9 protein-coding genes, 1 tRNA gene and 1 pseudogene are annotated in these 20891 nt (G+C 46.3%); 6 read left to right on the forward strand and 5 right to left on the reverse strand.

Annotated features, from left to right (window positions below; all coding sequences use genetic code 11):
- The first annotated feature begins 534 nt into the window (after window positions 1-534).
- Together H8S75_RS25590 and H8S75_RS25595 are read left to right on the forward strand one after the other, a co-directional pair.
- Window positions 535-1431 (forward strand): hypothetical protein, encoded by an 897-nt coding sequence (locus tag H8S75_RS25590; protein WP_349768989.1) that lies wholly within the window; start codon window positions 535-537, stop codon window positions 1429-1431.
- Between the two features lie 15 nt (window positions 1432-1446).
- Window positions 1447-13329: a doubled motif LPXTG anchor domain-containing protein gene (locus H8S75_RS25595; RefSeq protein WP_187023942.1), complete on the forward strand. Its 11883-nt coding sequence runs from the start codon at window positions 1447-1449 to the stop codon at window positions 13327-13329.
- Between the two features lie 101 nt (window positions 13330-13430).
- On the opposite strand, the gene H8S75_RS25600 is transcribed toward H8S75_RS25595, so the two are convergent.
- Window positions 13431-13841 (reverse strand): DUF3842 family protein, encoded by a 411-nt coding sequence (locus H8S75_RS25600; RefSeq protein WP_187023943.1) that lies wholly within the window; start codon window positions 13839-13841, stop codon window positions 13431-13433.
- A gap of 168 nt (window positions 13842-14009) precedes the next feature.
- Between H8S75_RS25600 and H8S75_RS25605 the strand changes: the two genes are divergently transcribed.
- A complete protein-coding gene (locus H8S75_RS25605) occupies window positions 14010-14336 on the forward strand; it encodes a cupin domain-containing protein (RefSeq protein WP_110322517.1) in 327 nt (108 codons plus the stop codon).
- 352 nt (window positions 14337-14688) lie between these two features.
- On the opposite strand, the gene H8S75_RS25610 is transcribed toward H8S75_RS25605, so the two are convergent.
- Window positions 14689-16098, reverse strand: coding sequence for a spore germination protein (locus H8S75_RS25610; protein ID WP_187023944.1), 1410 nt, complete (start codon window positions 16096-16098; stop codon window positions 14689-14691).
- A 468-nt stretch (window positions 16099-16566) separates the two neighbouring features.
- Between H8S75_RS25610 and H8S75_RS25615 the strand changes: the two genes are divergently transcribed.
- On the forward strand, window positions 16567-17532 hold the full coding sequence (locus H8S75_RS25615) for a helix-turn-helix transcriptional regulator (RefSeq protein WP_187023945.1): 966 nt from the start codon (window positions 16567-16569) through the stop codon (window positions 17530-17532).
- Window positions 17533-17646: 114 nt separating this feature from the next.
- Here H8S75_RS25615 and H8S75_RS25620 read toward each other — a convergent pair.
- Window positions 17647-17719, reverse strand: a tRNA-Val gene (locus H8S75_RS25620).
- 141 nt (window positions 17720-17860) lie between these two features.
- On the opposite strand from H8S75_RS25620, the gene H8S75_RS25625 reads away from it, so the two are divergent.
- Together H8S75_RS25625 and H8S75_RS33415 are read left to right on the forward strand one after the other, a co-directional pair.
- A complete protein-coding gene (locus H8S75_RS25625) occupies window positions 17861-18733 on the forward strand; it encodes a YitT family protein (RefSeq protein ID WP_187023946.1) in 873 nt (290 codons plus the stop codon).
- 81 nt (window positions 18734-18814) lie between these two features.
- Window positions 18815-18964: pseudogene (locus H8S75_RS33415) on the forward strand (DUF6783 domain-containing protein); the annotation flags it as partial.
- On the opposite strand, the gene H8S75_RS25630 reads toward H8S75_RS33415, so the two are convergent.
- Complete coding sequence (locus tag H8S75_RS25630) at window positions 18903-20297, reverse strand: MATE family efflux transporter (protein ID WP_187023947.1); 1395 nt, start codon at window positions 20295-20297, stop codon at window positions 18903-18905. The pseudogene H8S75_RS33415 and the gene H8S75_RS25630 sit on opposite strands and share 62 nt — an antisense overlap.
- A gap of 88 nt (window positions 20298-20385) precedes the next feature.
- A complete protein-coding gene (locus H8S75_RS25635; RefSeq protein WP_187023948.1) occupies window positions 20386-20826 on the reverse strand; it encodes an FMN-binding protein in 441 nt (146 codons plus the stop codon).
- Window positions 20827-20891 lie beyond the last annotated feature (65 nt).

A 20891-nucleotide genomic window follows, 5' to 3' on the forward strand; every position in this document is an offset into this window, starting at 1 on the left:
CGACGGCCTGACAGAACTAATCATCTGTCAGGCCGTCGCTATTTTATGTCCAAATAATATAGAACCATAATTCAACAATTTTTATTTTAAGTATTTCACTGCATTTTCTTTTATTTAAAAAATTTTTTCTTGATAAACCCTGATTCCTGCTCCTTTGATTTAAAACTAATTTTTAGATATTCTGTAAGATTTGATGCGATTATAATGAAGCATTGGAAAGTATGAATGTGAAAAATGAAAGTACAGATTAAATATAAGATCAGTATTGTATAGACTAAAATATAGAAATAAGATATGAAAACAAACAAAAAGTAAGAAAATAACTAATAGTACATATAATTTATTTTATGAGTTTTAATTCAGCCAACCTGGCATAAAAGAAGTAAAAAGAACAAAAATAAATTATGGAAAAATCTTGAAATGTAACCGTTTTGTGACCATGACGCTGTATAATGCTTTTATAATTAATGTTTTTGTAAGATATAGAAATTAAAAAAATTAAAATAACTGTATAATAAAATAAATTATAGGAAGGTGAATAAATTGTCGATAGCAAAAATGAGCATGATTCATAATTCATATCGTTATTTTACCGTTTCCGTAGATAAATACGAAGATCGATGTATGAAGGGAGTTATCTATCATGCGGGAAAAACTCCGGGAATCCGATATGATAATTTTCTTGAAATGATAATTCAAATGAATCGTATTTTTGACAGCATGTCATGTCCCAAACAGGCTATGGAACTGCGGCGATTTACAGGAATAGAGTATCCGGAACCGGTAATACGGGAATGCAATCGCTATCAGAATGGCAGAATGGCGACGTTTCAGATTTATGTGAAATTTCGCTATAACGCCAGTTGGCAGGGAGATATTACCTGGCTGGAAGGTGAACAGACAGAAAGCTTTGAAAGTCTTTTGCAGATGCTTCAGATGATTGATCGAATCTTTACCGGTCAATCGGAGGAGAGAGGAACGAGGGTCACAAAGATCTGCCAGATTGCGATTAATTCCTGCGAAAAAGGATTGGTGACAGGAAGAGTACAAAACGCTTTTATCAATCATCTGGAGCGATTTAAAGGAACCATTGGTCTGGCTGATGCAATGGTGCGTCTGTTTGAAGCAGGCGTTGGAGAAAATGATTCCGGAAAATCTCTGGAAGGAAAAATTATTTCAGAGGAAACCTGGGATTCCTATCGTTTAGGCGGGAAGGAAGCGACCTTCCTGATCAAGATCCTGTTCAGGGAACACTCAACCTGGCAGGGAGTAATTTACTGGCGTGAAACCGGTGAAAAACAGGCTTTCAGAAGCTTTTTGGAAATGATCATGCTGATAGCCTCTGCATTGGAAAGCGGTAAGGAAGAGCGTGAGTTTGAAGATAGATTTACAACAACTAATAATAGAGAAAAAGCCCGGATGGAAGGGTAAGGAAGGAGAGAAAGTATGAAAGGACTTAGAAAAAAGTTCAGACGAGGGCTTGCCGCGTTCCTGGCATTTGTTCTGACCATGACCTCCGTGAACACGGTGTCACTGGCAGATGTATCAAATGCACTGGAAACAGAAAAAGCTACCTTTGTCATGAGCGGAGAAGATATAGTGGAATCCGCTCAGGCTGCTATTGATAATGGCAGTACCTTTACTTACGAGGATCTCGGAATCGAGGAGACAGGAAGTACAGCGAAAGAGTATCAGAAGTTATTTACAAATGGCACAGTATATGAAATCGCCCCTTCTTATGACCTGGACGAAGAGGAAAACGCAGACGGAGCGAATCTCCGGATGTTTATCCGAGTAAAAGGTGAAACAGAAGGATATCAGATAACTGGTGAGGAGGAAATTATTTTCCTTTATATCAATGATTCTGAATCCAAAATTGCATTTCGTTCCAGAGTTGATGATTATGTAACGGATAAGGTTACGGTTAAAGGAAATTCTTCTTTGGCAGAAACCGAAAAGCCGGTACTCGATGAGAATGGAAATGCAGTAGAAGGCGATAAGCCGGCACAAACCCCGGAAGAATCCACTGTACCCAGTGGGGAAAACGGAAGCGTAGAAGAGACGAAGGAGCCGGAGACTGAGGCACAGGCACAGGTACCGGAAGAATCGATGCAGGAACCGGAGTCGGAGGTACCTACGCAGGAACCGGAAACAACAGCACCGGCAGAAGAGCCAAAGACAGAGGCTCCTACGCAGGCAGAAACCGAAAAGCCAACACAGGCCCCGGTACAGGAACCGGAAACAGAGGCCCCAGTGCAGGAGCCAGAAACACAGGCACCGGAAACTGATGCGGCAACACAGGCACCGGAAGTGCAGGAACCAGATACAGAAGCTCCCGCACAGGAACCGGAACCAGAAGCACCGGCACAGGAACCAGAGGCGGCAGATACAGGAAATGAAACCGCGTCTATAATAAGAAACAACACCTACGTATTGACAACTGCAATTGAGCCGACTTCAGAAGAGTCAGACGTATCAATTGTAGATGAAGAGGTTCCGAAAGCAGATAGTCCGAAAGAGGATACAGAAGCAAATACGCCTGCCGATAATCCGGTTTCAGTAAGCACAGGAAGTAATGCGGATAAAGGTGATCATGCCGATCATGAAGAGAGTAAACCTTCAGAGAAAATCGAAGGCAAGACCTATGGCCATGTATTACTCAATGAAGAAAGTTATGCGAAAGCATATGTAACGACCCTTGATAAAATGGGGATATCTGTTGAAGCAGCAGAAGGGTTAACTCTTACGATTCATCATAATGCATTTTATAATGATGAAGATATTTCTGAGGATGAAGTGGTTAGAGGTCTTAAAGAAGGAGAGGAGATTAATCCTGCAGACTATGCATGGAATAAAGAATTTCTTACCTATGCGGGGAGCAGTCAGGATAATATTGTTATAAGCAGTCAGACTGAGAACAGAGTAGATTTATATTATAATGCAATAGCTGAAGAAAAAACAGAAGATGAGGTGACAATTACAGGCGCAATCCCCAGAAGCTATTTTCGATCGGCAAAAGCAGATGATAATACTACACCTGGTAAGGTATTTCCAACGAAAACAGCAGAGTGGGTAGATGAAGCGAATGGTATTGGCAAGATTGATTTTACGATATATGGAAACCCAATTAGACGAGGCAGTGATGTTGTTTTAGTTATTGACAGTTCCGGCAGTATGGAGGGAGAAAAATGGTCAACAGCTAAAAATGCTGCTAAAGGGTTCATAGATAATTTATATCAGAATAAAGATGGTGTTGTATCTGACGATAGAATTGCTATTGTTGATTTTGATAGCTCGGCAAAGGCTTATCCTGGAACAAATAATGGATCAGAGACTTTTTTAAAGGTTGATGACAAAATTGTAGCAAACAAAAAAAATTATTCAGCAACAGAATATTTTAAATCATACGTTTTAGATTCCCAAATGAAAGATAAAGGCGGAACAGACTATGATAAAGCATTACAAACAGCCCAGAGCGTAATTAATAATCGTAGGGATAGCTCCAGACCAGCATATATTGTATTCATGAGTGATGGAGAACCTAATGGTGAGTGGGTTTTTGATTGGCTGAACACTTATTATGATTATTATGACGGTCAGGAAGTAGCATCAGAACTTAAAAATAACGGTGTAACTATTTATTCTATTGGGTTAAATATTGGCTCTGATAATTTTACTGATTTTATTGTCCCATTAGCTTCCGATCCTGCATCAACATATGCTAAAAATATAGTTAATACAAGCGATCTGGTAGGCATCTACGACGCCATCGCCAGCTCCATCAAAATCGCCGGAACAGAAGCGACAATTACAGATGTCATCAACACAGAAGCGTTTGAGATTGCAACGGATTACAACGATGGCATGTGGTATGAAGCAAGCACAGGCACCGTAAGCAAGAGTTCCGATAATAAGACAATTACATGGGATTTCGGTAATATTTCTGCCAATAAGGAAACCCTTACTATCTATATTAAAGTAAAGGATACCGTACAAGGCGGCACTGCACCGGATACCAACAAAGAAGCAAAAGTAGATTACACGGATCCGAATGAACAGTCCCAGACTCAGGATATACCGAGTCCCAACCTGGCAGTTGGAGATGTGGGTACCATCACATTAAACTATTACCTGGTTAATGAAGACGGCATTACAATCAACGGAACCGGCGAAGCGATTGATTTCGCGCGCCGCCAGCAGCTGGGAACCAAACTTTACGGGGATGCACCTCAGGAGTTTGGCAGCTATACCGTGAATGCACCATCGACCATTGAGTACAATGGTATCAAATATCAGTATGTAGCGGCAAGTGCATCGAAGGATGGAAGTGCAAATCCTGCAAATGTAGAGCTGAGCCCTGCCAAGAAGGCAGTCAATCTGTACTATGGCTATCAGGAAATCAAAGATGTAACAGTAACCTTTCATGGCAACGGAGGCACGCCAAGCGTTAGCAGCGTGACCGTGCCAAAGGATACCGCTTTAGGCGGCCAGATAGCAACCGCAGTAAGAGAGGATCATAATTTCCTTGGATGGAATACAGCGATGGATGGTTCTGGCAGCGCGTTCACTTCCAACACGATCGTTACAGATAACATGACTGTATACGCACAGTGGCAGAAAAAACAGGCGCTGACCATCAAAGCAGCCGACACAGAAAAAGTTTATAATGGTGAAATACAGTATGCATCGGAAACAGGATACGAATCGACTGGTTTAAAAGCGGGTCACAGAATTACAAACATAAAAGCCAGTGGTTCCGGACGTGATGTTCAGGAAGATGGCTATCCAATCACCATTACAGGTAGTGTAAAAGTTGTAAATGAATCGGGTGTCGATGTAACACATGAATACACGATTACAAAAGAACCGGGAACTTTGACAATTAAACCAAAAGAAGTGACAATTACGGTAGATAACAGTTCAAAGGCTTATGGTTCCCCGGACCCGAAGTTCACCGGTAAAGTAGAAGGCCTTGTAAACGAAACAGACCTTGGCACCGTATCATTTGTGAGAACAAATGAGGCTGAGGAAGTCGATGTTTACAAGGAAGTACTCGCTGCAAAGTATAAAGCAAATAAAAACTATACTGTAACAGAGCACAGAGGCGACTTTGAAATCAAGGTAGCTACGATGCCGGGAGCGTCTTTATCGGCTAAGGGCGGCAGCTGGGAATACGATGGAAATGCACATTATGCAGCAGCAACTCTTAATAAGGCGGATGGCTATACCGTATATTACAAAGTAAATGACGGTGACTGGACAGTAAATCCGCCGAGTGTAACAGAGGTATCAGAAGGTATTGTAACGGTATCTGTAAAAGCAACGAAACATGGCTATGTAGACCTGGGGACTGAGAATGTCACGCTGCAAATAACACCGAAGCCAGCAACAATTACAGTAAAAAATGCAGAAAAGACCTTTGGGGAAAGCGATCCAACCTTTGAGGGAACCGTACAGGGACTTGTTAATAGTACAGATCTTGGAACGGTTACTTATAAACGATCGAATGATACCGAAAATGTGGGAACGTATATCGAAGTCCTGATTGCAGAGTATACAGAAAACAAAAATTATACGGTTGATGTAAAAAAAGGTGATTTCAGAATCAAGCCGGCAAAGGATCCTCAGGCTGACTTAAAGATCGCCGGAGGCAGTTGGCCGTATGACGGAAAAGAGCATAAAGTAAAGCTGAATGTCATAGATTCTGCACTGGCTGCGCTGAAGAGATATACGATTGAATACAGTACGGACGGAGGCCAGACCTGGTCTAAAAATGTACCAGGAGTGACTAATGTATCCGACGGAACGCTTACAGTCATTGCAAGAGGTACTCGTGAAGGATATGAAACGCTGGAATCGAATGAAGCTACTATTTCAATTACTCCGGCACCGGTAACGATTGTTGTAAACAATGCGGAGAAGTTCTATGGTGATGATGATCCGGCATTTACAGGTGTTGAAAAAGGACTTGTAAAAGCGGGAGATCTTGGAAACGTAACCTACAGCAGAACCAATGATGATGAAGAAGTAGGCGTATATCAGAACGTATTAACTGCAAACTATACTTCAAACAAGAACTATACAGTAGAGATAGAAAAGGGCGATTTCAAAATTAAGAGCGCATCTCTGGAAGGCGCAGTGCTGACAGCAGTTGGCGGAGAGTGGACTTATGATGGAAATGCACATGCCGCCACAGCTGCATTGGAAAATGCACCCGGCTATACAATCTATTATAAGACCGGAAACGGCGACTGGACTACAGAAGCACCAAGTGTGACAAACGTAGCAGATGGGCTTGTAACCGTATCGGTTAAAGCAGAACGCTATGGATACGAAGCCCTGGAGGCAGAAGATGTAACGCTCAAAATACTGCCGAAGGAAGTCATTATCCAGGTAAAGAATGCAGAGAAGTTCTTTGATGAGCCGGATCCAAAATTCGAAGGAACCGTGTCAGCGTTAGTAAACCAGGAAGACCTTGGTACGGTAACGTACACCAGAGAGAATACGGAAGAAGCTGTTGGTAAGTACACGCAAGTATTGACAGCAAACTATACTTCAAATGGTAACTATGAAGTTACCATTAAAAAGGGCGATTTTGAAATCAAGACAGCGACTTTGGAAGGTGCTTCTCTAAGTGCGACTGGCGGAAGCTGGCCGTATGATGGAAAAACGCATTACGCCAACGCAGAACTTACAAAAGCGGATAACTACACCATCTATTATCGTGTAGGAGATGGTGAATGGACGACGGAAAAACCAGGTGTCACCAATGTATCAGAAGGCGAATTGACGGTATCTGTGAAGGCAACGAGAACTGGCTACGTGGATATTGTGACAGAAGATGTCAAACTTGTCATTACACCAAGAGAGGCGACTATCACTGTAAATGATGCAGAAAAATTCTACGACGAAAAAGATCCGTCATTTACAGGAACAGAGACTAATCTGGTAAAGGCGGGAGATCTGGGAACGGTTACTTACCGCAGGACTAACGATGCCGAGGAAGTAGGCATTTATACAGATGTATTAACGGCAGATTATACCGCCAACGACAACTACAATGTAACTGTAGTAAATGCAGACTTTACGATTAAAGTTGCATCTATCGCAGGTGCGAAATTGACTGCGGCAGGCGGAAACTGGATCTACGATGGCGAGGCCCATGCGGCAGCCGGAAGAGTTGAGAACGCAGACGGCTACACTGTATACTACAAAGTTGGAGACGGCGGGTGGACCACAGAGGTCCCGAGTGTAACCAATGTACTGGACGGAATCGTGACAGTATCCGTAAAGGCAACAAGAACGGGTTATGAAGAACTGACGACTGACGCGGTTACACTGGAGATCATTCCGAAAGACGCAGCTATTGTTGTAGACGATGCAGAGAAGTTTTATGATGAAGCAGATCCGAAGTTTACAGGAACCGTGACAGGACTTGTAAAGGAAGGCGATTTAACAGGGCTGACGTACATCAGAACAAACTCTGACGAGGCAGTCGGCATTTATCCGGAAGTACTGGCAGCAGCCTATATTGAAAATCCGAACTACAATGTAACCGAGCACAAGGGAACGTTTGAAATCAAGACAGCGACCATGAAGGATGCCAAAGTGACGGCAGACGGCGGAAGCTGGGTATACGATGGAGCGGCACATGCGGCGACCGCATCTCTTAAGAACGCAGACGGCTATACTGTATATTACAAGGCTGGAGACGGCGAATGGACCACGACAGCACCGAGCGTCACCAACGTGGCAGAAGGAATCGTAACCGTATCCGTCAAGGCAACGAAGACGGGATATACAGATTTAACGGCTGAAGATGTAACCATTCAGATTACAAAGAAGCCGGTAACGATCACGGTAAACAATGCGGAGAAGTTCTTTAACGAGGCAGATCCGGCATTTACCGGAACCGTAACAAAACTGGTAGCAGACGGCGATCTCGGAACGATAACCTATGTGAGAACCAATGACGCAGCAGGTGTGGGAACGTATGAGAAGGTGCTGGATGCAGTTTACACAGACAACACAAACTACGAAGTAACCGTAAACCGCGGCGACTTTAAGATTAAAGAAGCGAAGGACCCGGAGGCAGAGCTTAAGATTGTCGGAGGAAGCTGGGTATATGACGGAGATGAGCACAGAGTAAAACTGGATGTCATCGATTCCGTTCTGGCAGCACTGAAGAAGTATAAGATCGAATACAGTACGGACGGAGGAAATACCTGGTCTGAGACTGTACCGGGAGTCACCAATGTGGCAGATGGAACCGTAACTGTGATTGCAAGAGGTACCCGTGAAGGTTATGAGACCCTGGTATCCAATGAGACAACAATCCAGATCACAGCCAGAACCGCAGCGATCCGGGTACATGACGCGGAGAAGTTCTTCGATGAATCTGACCCGGCATTTACGGGAACAGAAGAGAACCTGGTAAAAGCAGGGGATCTCGGAACCGTAACCTACAGAAGAACAAACGCAGACGAAGCAGTAGGAACCTATCCGGAAGTACTGACCGCGGACTACACGGCAAACAGCAACTATATTGTAAATGTAGTAAACGGAGACTTCGAAATCAAGACCGCATCCATAAAAGATGCAAAGCTGGAAGCAGCCGGCGGAAGCTGGATCTATGACGGAGCAGCCCACGCGGCCTCCGGAAATGTAACGAACGCAGACGGCTACACAGTATACTACAAAGCAGGCAATGGCGAGTGGACCACAGAGGCCCCGAGCGTAACCAATGTACTGGAAGGAACCGTAACCGTATCCGTGAAGGCTGTGAGAAGCGGCTATGTAGATTTAACGACAGAGGATGTAACCCTTAAGATTACACCAAGGGAAGCAGCCATCACAGTGGATCATGCGGAGAAGTACTTTGATGAGCAGGATCCGGAGTTTACCGGAACGGCAGCAAACCTTGTGGCGTCCGGAGATCTTGGAACCATTACCTACAGAAGAACCAACACAGAAGAGGCAGTAGGAACCTATCCGAAGGTACTGACAGCGGATTATGAGTCAAACAGCAACTACATCGTAACCGTAGTGAAGGGAGACTTTGCTATTAAGACCGCTTTCATTGAGGACGCGGAACTGGCAGCAGCCGGTGGAAGCTGGACCTACGATGGAGCAGCCCATGCAGCGACAGCCAAACTGAAGAATGCTCCTGGCTATACAATTTATTATAAGGCTGGAAACGGCGAATGGAGCACAGTGGCTCCGGATGTAACCAACGTATCGGAAGGACTCGTAACCGTATCTGTAAAAGCAACGAAAACAGGTTATGAAGACCTGACGACTGACGATGTAACCCTGCAGATCACACCAAAGACAGCGACGATCACGGTAGACAATGCAGAGAAGTTCTTTGATGAAGAGGATCCGGCATTTACAGGAACTGTAACAGATCTTGTAAATGAGAGCGATCTTGGAACAGTAAGCTATAAGAGAACAAATGCAGAGGAAGCGGTGGGAATCTATAAAGAAGTCCTGACTGCGGAATTTACAGATAACAGCAACTACAATGTGATTGTTCAGAAGGGTGATTTCCAGATTAAGACAGCAGCTATCACGGGAGCAGCCTTGACAGCGGCCGGCGGAAGCTGGGTATATGATGGAAATGCCCACAGGGCAGAAGCCATTGTCGAAAATGCAGATGGATACACCATTTACTATAAGACAGAAGGCGGCGCCTGGAGTACGGAAGTACCGAGTGTTACAAATGTCTCGGATGGAAAAGTAACCGTATCTGTCATGGCAGTAAAGACCGGCTACGAAGATTTAAATACGGAAGACGTTACACTTGAAATTACGCCAAGAGACGCTACAATTGTCGTCGATGACGCGGAGAAGTTCTTTGATGAAAAAGATCCGGTATTTACAGGAACCAAAAATAATCTGGTTAAAGAAGAGGATTTGGGAACTGTTACCTACCGCAGAACCAACACGGCAGAAGAAGTAAGAACGTATCCCGATGTACTGACTGCAGACTATGTTGCAAACAGCAACTATCACGTGACTGTGGTAAATGGCGACTTTACTATTAAGACCGCCTCGATCAGCGGCGCAGAATTGACTGCAGCAGGCGGAAGCTGGATCTACGATGGCGAGGCCCATGCGGCAGCCGGAAGAGTTGAGAACGCAGACGGCTACACTGTATACTACAAAGTTGGAGACGGCGGGTGGACCACAGAGGCCCCGAGTGTAACCAATGTACTGGACGGAACCGTGACAGTATCCGTAAAGGCAACAAGAACGGGTTATGAGGAACTGACGACTGACGCGGTTACTCTGGAGATCATTCCGAAAGACGCAGCCATTGTCGTAGACGATGCAGAGAAGTTCTTTGATGAAGCAGATCCGAAGTTTACAGGAACCGTGACAGGACTTGTAAAGGAAGGCGATTTAACAGGGCTGACGTACATCAGAACAAACTCTGACGAGGCAGTCGGCATTTATCCGGAAGTACTGGCAGCAGCCTATATTGAAAATCCGAACTACAATGTAACCGAGCACAAGGGAACGTTTGAAATCAAGACAGCGACCATGAAGGATGCCAAAGTGACGGCAGACGGCGGAAGCTGGGTATACGATGGAGCGGCACATGCGGCGACCGCATCTCTTAAGAACGCAGACGGCTATACCGTATATTACAAGGCTGGAGACGGCGAATGGACCACGACAGCACCGAGCGTCACCAACGTGGCAGAAGGAATCGTAACCGTATCCGTCAAGGCAACGAAGACGGGATATACAGATTTAACGGCTGAAGATGTAACCATTCAGATTACAAAGAAGCCGGCAGCGATCACGGTAAACAATGCGGAGAAGTTCTTTAACGAGGCAGATCCGGCATTTACCGGAACCGTAACAAAACTGGTAGCAGACGGCGATCTCGGAACGATAACCTATGTGAGAACCAATGACGCAGCAGGTGTGGGAACGTATGAGAAGGTGCTGGATGCAGTTTACACAGACAACACAAACTACGAAGTAACCGTAAACCGCGGCGACTTTAAGATTAAAGAAGCGAAGGACCCGGAGGCAGAGCTTAAGATTGTCGGAGGAAGCTGGGTATATGACGGAGATGAGCACAGAGTAAAACTGGATGTCATCGATTCCGTTCTGGCAGCACTGAAGAAGTATAAGATCGAATACAGTACGGACGGAGGAAATACCTGGTCTGAGACTGTACCGGGAGTCACCAATGTGGCAGATGGAACCGTAACTGTGATTGCAAGAGGTACCCGTGAAGGTTATGAGACCCTGGTATCCAATGAGACAACAATCCAGATCACAGCCAGAACCGCAGCGATCCGGGTACATGACGCGGAGAAGTTCTTCGATGAATCTGACCCGGCATTTACGGGAACAGAAGAGAACCTGGTAAAAGCAGGGGATCTCGGAACCGTAACCTACAGAAGAACAAACGCAGACGAAGCAGTAGGAACCTATCCGGAAGTACTGACCGCGGACTACACGGCAAACAGCAACTATATTGTAAATGTAGTAAACGGAGACTTCGAAATCAAGACCGCATCCATAAAAGATGCAAAGCTGGAAGCAGCCGGCGGAAGCTGGATCTATGACGGAGCAGCCCACGCGGCCTCCGGAAATGTAACGAACGCAGACGGCTACACAGTATACTACAAAGCAGGCAATGGCGAGTGGACCACAGAGGCCCCGAGCGTAACCAATGTACTGGAAGGAACCGTAACCGTATCCGTGAAGGCTGTGAGAAGCGGCTATGCAGATTTAACGACAGAGGATGTAACCCTTAAGATTACACCAAGGGAAGCAGCCATCACAGTGGATCATGCGGAGAAGTACTTTGACGAGCAGGATCCGGAGTTTACCGGAACGGCAGCAAACCTTGTGGCGTCCGGAGATCTTGGAACCATTACCTACAGAAGAACCAACACAGAAGAGGCAGTAGGAACCTATCCGAAGGTACTGACAGCGGATTATGAGTCAAACAGCAACTACATTGTAACCGTAGTGAAGGGAGACTTTGCTATTAAGACCGCGTTCCTTGAAGACGCAGTGCTGACAGCAGCCGGAGGAAGCTGGGTCTATGACGGAGCCGCCCACGAGGCAGCCGCTAAGCTTGAGCATGCACCTGGTTACACGATTTATTATAAGGCTGGAAACGGTGAATGGAGTACCGAAGCACCAGGCGTTACCAATGTAGCAGATGGAACCGTAACGGTATCTGTGAAGGCGGCGAAAACCGGTTATGAGGACTTAACGGCTGAAGATGTAACGATTCGCATAACAGCAAGGCCGGCAACCATTGTTGTAGATAACAAATCCAAATCTTATAGTGACATTGACCCATTATTTACGGGTCAGATACAGGGATTGATATCCGACGGAGATTTAGGGACTGTAGTTTACCACAGACTTGACGCGGATAAGAACAAAGAGGCGGTTGGCGCTGACATTACACTGACTGCAGGCTACAGTGATAATTCCAACTATAAGGTAGAGGTGAAGAACGGTAAGCTGGATATCATTGCATTAAATACGAATACCGTTAATGTAACCGGAGAAACCGTAACGTATGATGGAAAGACACATGGACTGAGAGAAGTAACCGCACTGAAGGAAGGCTCAACGATTCTTTACTCCGTGGATAATCAGAACTTTAGTGAGACAGTGCCTGTCTTTACAGAAGCGGGCAACCACACCGTCTATGTGAAGGCTGTCAATCCGAATTATCACGACACAGCCGTTGTAACAGGTATTGTAGTCATTCAGAAACGTGCATTATCCATTACAGCAGCCAGTGCGGAAAGAAAATACAACGGAACAGAATTAACCGCACCGACCGCGTCGATCACAGATGGAACGCTTGCAGACGGCCAGACACTGACGGCAGTTAAAGTGACAGGTTCACAGACCTCAGTTGGCAGCAGCGAGAATATAGCCAGTGATGCAGTGATCATGGCAGATAATGCAGAAGTTACCTCCAACTATAATATCACTTATTTAGCAGGCACCCTTAGAGTAACCTCAGGCAGCAGCGGAGGCGGTGGAGGCGGAGGCGGCAATACTCCGAATCCTGATAAGCCATACGTGCCGGGGGGACCTGGAACTGATCCGGGAACAGTAACGATTGAACCGGGTGAGGTACCGTTGGCAAACTTACCGGAAAGCAGTTCGTCTGATAACTTAATACTGATTGATGACGGCAATGTACCACTTGCAGGTCTTCCGAAGACCGGTGATCGTGCAGGTGCACACGCAGGATTAGCAGCACTGCTGTCCGGATTCCTGCTGGCAGCATTTACAGCGCTGAGCAGCAAGAAGAGGGAAGAAGAGAAGTAAAGATTCGATACGAAATGTGTTATTACGCAAATGGCGGCGGCCTGGCAGATGTTATGATCTGTCAGGCCGCCGCCGTTTGTATGAAGGAATTGCCGAACTACTTATTTTCCCGTCAGAAACTCCACCTGCGCTACTACCTGTCCGATGTACACGCTCAGCGGCAGTTCCTCACAGCCAACTACGTAGTGATTGCATTTGTTCACCGGAATCAGGATTTTCTTAGCCTGGCTGGAGCCGATGGCTTCCGCCATGACCGGAGTGATCTCACCGAGCAGCGAGTTCGGGATTACGATGCCGATAGGTCCGATAATAATGTCCGCGCTGCGGCTGGCCACTACCACGGGATTTTCACCGGTTGCACCGGCGTCCGCACCGGCTTTCAGCATGGAGGAGGTGGCGATGGAGTTGGTTCCGATTGCGGTTATTTCAAGTTCCGGATGGGACTTTTTTAACTGGACAATAACGGCGTGTCCCATCTTGCCGCCCTGCCCGTCGATTACGATAATTTTCATTTGTAGGTTCCTTTTCAATGATATATAATTTTCTTATTTATTATAAAGCATTCCTGCCGGGTTTACAAGAAAAGGGTATGAATTTTGAAGTGGCTCCCTTTTCCCTGTTTACGGAAGGGCTTACTTTGTAGTATAATATGGAATTACAAAAAACAGGAGGAATACATCATGTATGTAGAAAACAAAAATGTTCCGCTTACAGACTTAGGCGGCGGTGTTGTGCGGAAGGTACTGGCCTACAGCGAGAATTTAATGAATGTGGAGCTGAAGTTTGAAAAGGGAGCGATCGGTGCAAAACACAGCCATCCTCATGAGCAGATCGGTTATATTATATCCGGTTCCCTGTTATTTCAGGAGGAAGGCAAGGAAGACAAAGTTCTGGTAACAGGAGACAGCTATTACGTTGAGCCGGATGTGGTGCACGGTGTGGTAGCATTGGAAGAAACCATGCTGCTGGATATCTTTACACCAATGAGAAAAGATTTCGTGGAATAAAAGTAACAGTTCAGCCTTCGCTTCCGGCTGCCGCTGTCCGGCCCCGCGCTTTCGTTTCCCGGACCTTTCCAGTTCCGGTTTCGGGCATAAGCATTTCTAAATGTGCAGGATTTTTCTAAAAACCAGTGAAAATCCCCAAACTCGCTGCGCTCAGACAGGTGGGGATTTCCCCTGAACGAAAAATTCTGCACATTAAGAACTGCTAATGCCCTGCAAAGTCACAGTAAAGGTCTGGGAAACGAAAGCGCGGGGCCGGACAGCGGCAGCCGGAAGCGAAGGCTGAACTGTTACGAATAAAGAACCATAACAAGAGAGAAGTCCGGAAAACAGTTTTATTTCCCGGACTTCTTCCTTATTTCTCCTTATGAGGCAGTCTGCCGCGTAAGAAACGTTTCTTTAATTTACTCCAGTTAAACGGTATCATCGGATAGATATAGCTCTTGCCTGCGATCGTCTTGTTAAATACGACAGCACAGACGGATAGTATGACTCCGATGGCAAATCCCCAGTAATTAAAGAGGGCAGTGAGCACCAGCAGGATCATTCGCATGAATTTGAATGCGTAGCCCAGCTCGAAGCTGGCCTGGGAGTAATTGGCAATAGTCACGAAGGCCATATAGAGCATGGTTTCACTGTTAAACCAGCCGGATTTTACGGAGTATTCACCCAGGACGATACCGGCGATAACACTGAGCGGTGTGGTCAGCATGCTGGGCGTATTAACAGCGGCCAGCCTCAGACCATCGATGGCAAATTCCAGTATGAGTAGCTGGAAGATGAGCGGTACATGAGGCGGTTCTGACAATTGAATGAACTCCAGCCAGGAAGGGATGACATTGGGATTCTGCATCAGCAGAAGCCACAGCGGCGTTAAATAAAGGGTCAGCACAGAGATTGCCATACGCGAAAGCCGCAGGTATGATCCCGTTACCGGCGGGAAATAGTAATCGTCGGCTTCTTCAATAATGTCGAAGACAGACGAAGGCAGAATCATGGCGGCAGGAGAGTTATCCACCAGAATGATGATGTTTCCCTCCAGGATCGAGGCGGCCGCAGTGTCGGGACGCTCGGAAAATTTAAACTTCGGAAATGGATTGTACCATTTATGTGGATAAAGGCACTCCGCAAGGCTTTCCTGGTTCATGGTCAAAGCGTCGACCTCCAGCTTGTTGATCCGGTCTTTGATCATGGCGAGGAGATTTTCATCGATCCGGCCCTGCATGTAGCAGAGGGCGATGTCCGTGTGGGAGCTTTCCCCGGCGCTGGTGATCTCCATGGTGAGCTTTGGATCACGGATTCGGCGGCGGATCAGGGCCGTGTTGAAAATAAGGGTTTCCACAAACCCGTCACGGGAACCGCGAAGTACCTTGTCTTTTTCAGGCTCAGACACGCCGCGGGCCGGATAGGTGCGGCAGTCGATGGTGAAGCAGCTGTCATACCCGTCGATGAACAGACACGACACGCCCATGAGGAGCTGGCCGATCATCTCGGTATCACTCTTTACCAGTCCAACCTCTCCGTAGGGAAGGTATTTCTTGGAAAATGCGTGAGCGTCTTCCGGCATGGAGTCTTCCTTCAGCGTTGAAAATGCCTGGAGTATTTTGAGCCATACCTCATCTTTGGTGAAGCCATCTATAAAATAGAGACAGGCCTCCCGCCCACCCACATGGATGACTCGGTAGACTACGTCGAAATTCGTGTCCACATTCAATTTTTCTTTCAGATAAGACATGTTATCAGAAAGCTTACTGGAAAAGTCCATATTATGGTCTCCTTTTTTACTGTTTTGGTAGTCCGCGGATTAAGCGGCAATGAAAGGGAATTAGCGATATAGAAAGTATGCGCATTTTTTGTGAAAATATGTTTCATGAAAGCATGTACGCATGACTAAGACGTTTTTGCATGCATTGTATAAAAAATTGCGATAATCATTCTTCCATTCCGGCCCATTTTTGGTGAAATACACTAAAATGATTGACTTTTTCCATTATTGATGTTATGATTGTCCATGTGAGAAGCACAAAGGGGTGCCTTGCGTGTATGATTTCAGGCATGGGGATGCCAGAATTATAAGAACTTAATAATGTGACGGTTTTAGATCGTGACGAAGAACTGCTTTCTGTGGGGGATAAGCAGTTCTTTTTTTATTTCACAGCAAGTAAAATCAAGCATAAAATTCTCCGTGGCTTTATAATAACGGCAGGGCGGTTGAAACAAGGAGAACAGACGAATGTACGAGTGGCAGAAACAGATCCAAATCTTTGTCGATGAAATTGACAAATGCATCAAAAATTATAACGATGAAGCTTTGACACTGAGCTTTCTTTCCCGCAGTCTCGGTTATTCCGAATTTTATACGACGAGAAAATTTAAAGAGATATCGGGTATGCAGTTTCGGGATTACTTAAGGCTGAGGAAATTAGCCTTTGCACTAAAAGAGGTCCGGGACAGTGATAAGAGCTTTTTGGATATTGCGCTGGATTATGGTTTTTCGTCAAATGAAGCCTTTACCAGGGCCTTTAAAGGGACTTATGGCATGACGCCCAGTGAATACCGCAAAAAACCGAAGCCAGTTGTTCTGCGTACAAAAATAAACCCTTTCGACCGCTACTTATTAGGATTAGGAGAAATTGGCATGATGAAATCTACCGATGATATTAAAATTTATTTTGTAACCATACCCGCACACAAATTTCTGCACATTAAAAATTATGAGAGTAATGGGTACTGGGATTTCTGGCAGAAACAGAATCTGATTCCGGGCCAGGATTACGAAACCATTTGCGGTTTACTGGACAGCATTAAGGGGAAATTAGACGATGAGGGCGGAAGTGAACCTAACTGTGGAAGCGGCCAGATCATGGCCTATATTAACGACCCGGAGGGCAGACTCTGCGACTGGGGAATCTCGCGAACCGAGTGTCACGGCGTACGGCTTCCTTATGATTATAAAGGTGAGATACCGTCGCAGATGCTGCTCATTGATGTCCCTGAAGCCGAGTATATCGTCTTTGAACACGGTCCCTTCGATTATGAACAGGAAAACCGCAGTGTTGAGGAAAAGATTGAAGCGGCAATGGCGGCCTTTGATTATTCCGGCACCGGCTACAGTTTTGATGCCACACCGGGCAGAATCACATACTTTTACTTCAATCCGGAACAGTATTTTAAGTATATCAGACCGGTGAAAAGGTAGAGGTACCTCCTCATTGTGCCTGCAGTGAAGTTCGCAGAGCCTAATGGCAGTGTGCCTTCAGAAATTGAAAAAAACCGCCGGAACCTAATCGATTAGGTTCCGGCGGTTTCGCCATGGAGACAACAGGGCTCGAACCTGCGACCTTCTACACGTCAAGCAGATGCTCTCCCAGCTGAGCTATATCTCCATATCGCTATTTTAATCGAAAGGAGCAAAAAAATCAATAGTTAGAATAAAATTTTTTAAGTTGTCTTAATTTGTATTGATGGAAGTGAGAATTTTACATATAATAGCATTAATGCGTACTTAAGGAGAGGAGTTTTTTACTATGTGGAGGAAGTTAAGAAAGAACAGGCATTTTCGGACATTTATAACGACAGTGGCGGTCATCGGCTCGGCGCTGCTTCAGACATTTGTTATTCAGGCGTTCATAAGGCCGGCTGGGCTGCTGTCCGGCGGATTTACCGGAATTGCTATCCTGATTGACCGCGTGACGTCCCTGTTCGGAATCAATCTGTCAACTTCCCTGGCCATGGTGATTTTGAATATTCCGGTGGCCTGGGCCTGCAGCAAGAGTATCAGCCGGCGGTTTACATTTTTCTCACTGCTCCAGGTATTACTGGCCAGTTTATTTTTGAAAATCTTTCATTTCTCACCGATCTTCGAGGACGTGATCCTGAATGTGATCTACGGAGGCGTTCTGTATGGTTTCTGCATCGTCCTGGCGCTGAGAGGCAATGCCTCCACAGGCGGAACGGACTTTATCGCCCTCTACGTATCCAATAAGACGGGAAATTCCATCTGGACGTCTGTATTTGTGGGAAATGTGGTGCTTTTATGTATCTTCGGAGCTATCTTCGGATGGGATTACGCGGGATATTCGATTCTGTTTCAATTTGTGTCCACGATGATCGTATCCACCTTCCATCACCGTTATGAGCGGGTGACACTGCAGATTACGACCTCCAAAGGCCTGGAGATGACGGACGCCTATGTAAAAACCTTCCGGCACGGCATATCCTGTGTGGATGCCATCGGCGGATACAGCAAAAAGCACATGTATCTGCTTCACACCGTGGTGTCTTCCTACGAGGTGGCGGATATCATCACCCTGCTTCATGAGGTGGATGAGCATGTGATCGTCAATATGTTCCGGACCCAGCAGTTCTACGGTGGCTTTTACCGTGCTCCGATGGAGTAGGCGGAGCCTGGAGCGTGTTTGAGAATTCATTCCTGCCATCTGCACGCCCCACTTTGCGGTATATTTACCCCTCATTCGGTCAACGTAGCCCACTACGCTTTCCTCATTCGGGGCAAATCTCCCACAAAGTGTGACGCACATCTGTCAGAAAGCAATTTTCAAACACGCTCTAACGGTTCCGCCTCCGAAACCCATACCAGTGGTGTTTCTTCAGCTTGGAAAACCAGTTAAAATAGAAGAAGAACAGGATCGAAGTGATGACCCATGTCAGCGGATAGCTGAAAATAACGGTCTGAATCGTCGGACGGAGCGGTACTGCAGCCCAGATCCAGACGACACGGAGTGCACAGACGCCCAGACAGGTGATAATCATAGGAATCCAGCAGTCGCCGACGCCTCGCAGAGAACCGGAATAAATCTCGATGCAGACGTAGGTGAAGAAGGTCGGAACCAGATACTGCAAGATCTCGGTTCCTTTTTCGATAACCGCCGCGTCCGTGGTAAACAGCAGATAGATATAGCTGCCGCCGCAGTAGAGCAGGACACTTAACAGGAAGGTGGCGGCAAAGCTCATGGCCAGACACACGCGAACCCCCTTGTGAACCCTGTCCTTTTTCCCGGCGCCGTAGTTCTGTCCAACAAATGTGGTAACGGAGATGCCGAAGGCATTGATGATCATCCAGAACACGCTGTCGATCTTTCCGTATGCGGTCCAGGCAGCAATGGTATCGGTTCCCAGCGCATTGACGCTGGACTGGATAATCACGTTGGAAGCGGAGTACATGACGGACTGAAGACCCGCGGGGAATCCGATCTGGATAATCCGCTTCAGCATGTCCAGATCCAGCCGAACAGACCGGGGGATCAGATGGTACGACTCCTTTGTCTTCATCAGCACGATGATGACCAGTACGGCGCTGACCAGCTGGGAGATGATGGTAGCCAGCGCGGCTCCCATGACGCCCATATGCAGGTAGACGACGAAAACGATATCCAGTACAATGTTGGTAAAACAGCTGGCAATCAGGAAGTACAGCGGCCGTTTCGAGTCCCCGATCGCCCGCAGGATACCGGCTCCCATGTTATAGATCAGGTTGCCGATGACTCCCAGAAAATAGATTCGCATATACAAAACCGCGTGATTTAATATATCATCCGGTGTTCCCATGGCGGATAAGGCCCAAGGTGCGCCTGCCACACCGATGACCATGAGGACAATGCCTCCCACGATGGAAAATGCAATCGACGTATGTACTGCCCTGCTCACCCGGTCCGGCTGTTTCGCACCGTAAAACTGGGAGATAATTACGGTGGCACCGGAAGAAAGTCCTACGAAGAACCCCACAAGAAGATTGATCAGGGTTCCCGTAGGACCTCCTACGGCTGCCAGCGCTTCCTTTCCAACGAACCGCCCTACAATCACGGCATCGGCGGTGTTATAGAGCTGCTGGAAAAATGTTCCAAATAAAATTGGAAAGAAAAACAGAAGAAGCTGTTTCCAGATCACTCCTTCTGTAATTTGATTCTGCCCCATGACACTCTGTGTCCTGCTTTTCTGACTCATATCCCGTTCCTCTTACTGTAAAATAATTATGTATTCTGAACTCATTATACAGGGAGAAAAGAGAAAACACAATCCCCATACCATATTCTTATTTTGCAGTTTCGGCTTTGGTCAGCGCCGTGTCGACTGCTTTTAAGAGGACGGTGGATGTGTAGCGTGTCTCATCGGAGTAGGAGATGTTTTTGGTGGACTGATTTTTTACAATCTGCTCCGAGAGAGTGTCCATGGCCGGCTGCATCAGCGGATACATGGTTGTGACCGCTTCGCTTAAGGGAACGAGGGTGACCGATGTAATTTTATCCGCATCCACGGTTACCTGTACGTTGACATCCTGGTTATTCAGCGTGATCGCGGAAGAGTAAACTCCGGGCACATAAGTGGCCACTTCTCCGGAAGTGGGAACGGTATCTTTTTTCGGCCGGAACATGATGAGAAACAGGGTGATTAACAGTATTCCGAGGCCGACAAAGATGGCGGTGTAGATGATTTCTTTCATCCGCAGTACAACAATTTTTGTTTTAGAGCTCATATTAAAATAAGGTCCTCCGAACGGGTTTTGTTATAGTGTATTCTGCTTGGGGGCGGTTTATGAAT

The sequence above is a fragment of the Hungatella hominis genome, assembly GCF_014288005.1.
In the GTDB taxonomy this organism is placed as follows: Bacteria; Bacillota; Clostridia; order Lachnospirales; family Lachnospiraceae; genus Hungatella; species Hungatella effluvii.